At 66.0% G+C, this 3579-nt stretch carries 5 protein-coding genes; 2 read left to right on the forward strand and 3 right to left on the reverse strand.

The annotated features are described in order from the left end of the window. The 3 genes from ACTXPP_RS13930 to ACTXPP_RS13940 form a co-directional block, all read right to left on the reverse strand. Positions 1-395: ArsR/SmtB family transcription factor (locus ACTXPP_RS13930; protein WP_443342679.1), on the reverse strand; the 395-nt coding region annotated here is incomplete at its 3' end. Between the two features lie 78 nt (positions 396-473). Beyond that, complete coding sequence (locus tag ACTXPP_RS13935) at positions 474-1547, reverse strand: FAD-dependent oxidoreductase (RefSeq protein ID WP_443342682.1); 1074 nt, start codon at positions 1545-1547, stop codon at positions 474-476. 54 nt (positions 1548-1601) lie between these two features. Further along, positions 1602-1958 (reverse strand): ArsR/SmtB family transcription factor, encoded by a 357-nt coding sequence (locus ACTXPP_RS13940; RefSeq protein ID WP_443342685.1) that lies wholly within the window; start codon positions 1956-1958, stop codon positions 1602-1604. An 85-nt stretch (positions 1959-2043) separates the two neighbouring features. Between ACTXPP_RS13940 and arsB the strand changes: the two genes are divergently transcribed. Together arsB and ACTXPP_RS13950 are read left to right on the forward strand one after the other, a co-directional pair. After that, positions 2044-3177: an ACR3 family arsenite efflux transporter gene (arsB, locus tag ACTXPP_RS13945; protein WP_443342687.1), complete on the forward strand. Its 1134-nt coding sequence runs from the start codon at positions 2044-2046 to the stop codon at positions 3175-3177. Continuing rightward, on the forward strand, positions 3174-3579 hold a 406-nt coding region (locus ACTXPP_RS13950), incomplete at its 3' end, for an arsenate-mycothiol transferase ArsC (RefSeq protein WP_443342689.1). The genes arsB and ACTXPP_RS13950, both read left to right, overlap by 4 nt.

Raw genomic sequence — 3579 nt, forward strand, 5'->3', positions numbered from 1 at the left:
GGGGCGACGCGGCTGGCATCGTCGCCGTGGTCGCCGGTGGCGTCTGTGCAGCAGGCTTTCTGCCCCTCCGGGCTCAGGGTGGCCAGGTGGGCCAGCCAGCGCACCGGATCGGCAAGCTGTTCACAGCAGATGCTGTTCACACTCGCTCGGCCCTTCGCCACGGTGTCGACGACACCGGCCCGGCGCAGCGCGACCAGGTGATGACTGACCAGGGCCGGGCTCAACCCGGTGGCCTCGTGCAGCTGTCGGTTGGTCATCGATTTCTCGGACAACGCCAGGGCGATGGTCAAGCGGTTGACATCAGCCAACGCAGCCAACGTCGGGGCCAGAAACTCGGCCTGCTCTCTCGGTGACAGGTCACTGACAGGACGGGGTAACGCAATGTTCGGTGCCATGCCGCCCAACATGCACAAACGCTCACTTTTAACACAAGCATTTGTTTGTTATAGCTGGTTGAAGAGCGGACCGTCGAGCTACTTCACGGTCTTACCGACCCGCTCCGCAGCCTGCCGGGCGGCGGCCTTGGCGAACGGGCCGACGCCGGTGATCGTCGCTGAACCGGGACCGGTCCAGTCGCCGTAGCCCACCAGCAGCAGCCCGGGGACCTGCGGTGAGCCGTCGCTGATGAGATGTCGTACCGGCCCCAGTGCCGGACGGAAACCGGTACACCAGATCAACTGGTCGGACTTGACGTCGTCCAGGGAGGAGAACATGGGGGTGGCCTCCAGATCTCCGGCGTCCCGGGCGGTGCGCACCTGCGGCAGGACCACGATGTCACCCAGGTCGGAATCAGCACCCGGATCGGGATCACCACGGTTAATGGCGGCAGCGCGTTCGCGGTTGTGGCGGAACAACACTCGACCGTCGACGTCGTCGGGCATCCAGCGCGGCGGGTGGGTGGTGTACCAGTGCACCTCGCCGACGTCCGGATCCTCGGTCAGCTCAGCGGCGATCTGTGCCCCGGAGTTGGCCGCGCCCACCACCGCGACCGTGCCTCCCCGGAACGGCTCGGGGCCGGGGTAGTTTGCCGAATGCCACTGTGTGCCGGTGAAGGTGCCCGGATAGGAGGGGACGAACGGGGCTGACCAGGTGCCGGTCGCGGCGATGACGTTCGTCGCCGTCCAGGACCGCGTGCCTGCCCCTGTGCCGGACAGTGGCTCGGCGTCGATGTAGAAGATCCTGTCATGGTGCTCGACGCGGGCGACCCGTACCGGCCGTTCGACGGGAAGCCAGTAGCGGCGTTCATAGGCGGTGAGGTAGTCCACGACGTGCGTGGCCGGCGGGAATCCCTGATAGGCCGGCATCGGCATGCCCGGCAGGTTGGAGAACCCGGCAGTGGAGAACAGTTGCAGCGACGGCCACACGTGCCGCCATGCCCCGCCGGCCGCCGGTTGATCGTCGAGGACCAGGGTGTCCACTCCGGCCCGCAACAGGTAGAAGGCGGTTGCCAGACCAGCCTGGCCGCCGCCGATGACGACCGCCTCGTAGTGGTCCTGCTCGATGTGTGCCCGCGCTGGGGTCGGCTCCGTACTGGTTTTACTGTCCATGCTGTTTCGATCGTTCCTCTGTCGTCCGCCCGGTTTCCCACATGAGATGTGGGGTCAGCCGATCTGCAGCACGGTGCGCAGCTGGGCGAAGACGTCGGGGCGGACCTGGTGGATCACAGTGCGCCCGTCACGGTGGCGGTCCAGCAACCCGGCTTCGGTCATCATCTTCAAGTGGTGTGAGATCGTCGGTTGACTGAGCCCCATCATCGCGGTGAGTGCACCGACACTGACCGGGCCACACCCGGCGGCGGCCAACTGCGACAGGATGCGCAGCCGTACCGGCTCGGCCAGTACCTTGAACAGGCCGGCATAGCGGACAGACTCGTCCTGGGTCAGCGGCCCGGTGCCCAGTGAGCAGCACTGCTGGATATCCAGGACCTCGGTGTCGGATAGCGGCTGTGTGGTGCTCATGCCCACCACGCTACATTGACGGGCGTCGATATCAGAACTATCTTCTAGTATTGATCACCGTCGATGCGAATCAGGATGGCCCCCCATGACCCCACCCTCGGCCCCGACTGCAGGGCCTGCCCGGATGTCGTTTCTGGACCGGTTCCTGCCCATCTGGATCATCCTGGCGATGGCCGCCGGCCTGATCATCAGTCGCCTACTGCCCGGCATCGGTGATGCCCTGGGCGCGGTGGAGGTCGGCGGAATCTCCATCCCCATTGCCGTGGGACTGCTGGTGATGATGTACCCGCCGCTGGCCAAAGTCCGCTACGACAAGGCCGGCCAGATCGCCGCCGACGCCCGCCTGATGGGTGTGTCACTGGTGCTCAACTGGATTGTCGGTCCGCTGCTCATGTTCGCCCTAGCCTGGATATTCCTGCCGGACCAGCCCGAACTGCGTACCGGGTTGATCATCGTCGGGCTGGCCCGTTGTATCGCGATGGTGCTGGTCTGGTCGGACCTGTCGTGCGGCGACAGAGAGGCGACCGCTGTCCTGGTGGCGATCAACTCGGTGTTCCAGGTGCTCATGTTCGCCGTGCTGGGCTGGTTCTATCTGCAGGTTCTGCCGTCCTGGCTGGGATTGGAGACGAGCTCGGCGGAGTTCTCGTTCTGGACGATCGTCACCTCGGTGCTGGTGTTCCTGGGTATACCCCTGCTCGCCGGGGTCGGATCCCGGGTACTGGGCGAGAAGATCAAAGGCCGCGACTGGTACGAGAACACCTACCTGCCGAGAATCTCGCCGTTGGCGCTGATCGGGCTGCTGTACACCATCGTGCTGCTGTTCTCGCTGCAGGGCGACCAGATCGCGGCGAACCCGTGGGCGGTGGCACGGCTCGCGGTGCCGCTGGTGATCTACTTCCTGGGCATGTTCGCCCTCGCACTGGTGACGGCGAAGGTGTCGGGGCTCGACTACGCCCGGTCAGCGTCGGTGGCATTCACCGCGGCGGGCAACAACTTCGAGCTGGCGATCGCCGTGGCGATCGGGACGTTCGGTGCTGCCTCCGGCCAGGCGCTGGCAGGGACGATCGGGCCGTTGATCGAGGTTCCGGTGCTGGTCGGACTGGTGTACGTGATGCTGCGCCTGGGCCCGGTCCTGTTCGCTGGAGATCCGACCGTGCCCCGGGCCGCCACCAAGACGCCCTCGCCGACACAATCGACAAAGGAGAACACCTTCTCATGACCACCCGTCCCTGCGTCCTGTTCGTCTGCGTCAGCAACGCCGGTAAATCACAGATGGCCGCCGCCCTGGCCCGCCACCACGCCGGTGATGCTGTCGAGGTGCATTCGGCGGGAACTCATCCGGGTAGCCGCCTCAACGAGCAGTCCACGGCCGTTGTCGCCGAGGTCGGGGCTGACATGAGCACTGATCACCCCAAGGGTGTCGATCCGGCGCTACTGCGGCGGGCGGACCGGGTCATCGTCGTCGGGGCGCAGGCGCAGCTGGAGCTTCCCGCTGACGCTGCCGGGAGGTTGGAACGGTGGCTCACTGATGAGCCGTCCGACCGAGGGATCGAGGGGGACCGGCGTATGCGGCTGATCCGGGACGACATAGACGCGAGGGTGAAGCTGCTGGTAGACGGCC

Origin of the sequence: Candidatus Corynebacterium faecigallinarum (assembly GCF_052264515.1) — a bacterium.
Lineage (GTDB): Bacteria > Actinomycetota > Actinomycetes > Mycobacteriales > Mycobacteriaceae > Corynebacterium > Corynebacterium faecigallinarum.

Coding starts and splice junctions, on each gene's coding strand:
- ACTXPP_RS13935 (WP_443342682.1), bottom strand. CDS start 1,547: ATGGACAGTAAAACCAGTACGGAGCCGACCCCAGCGCGGGCACACATC.
- ACTXPP_RS13940 (WP_443342685.1), bottom strand. CDS start 1,958: ATGAGCACCACACAGCCGCTATCCGACACCGAGGTCCTGGATATCCAG.
- arsB (WP_443342687.1), top strand. CDS start 2,044: ATGACCCCACCCTCGGCCCCGACTGCAGGGCCTGCCCGGATGTCGTTT.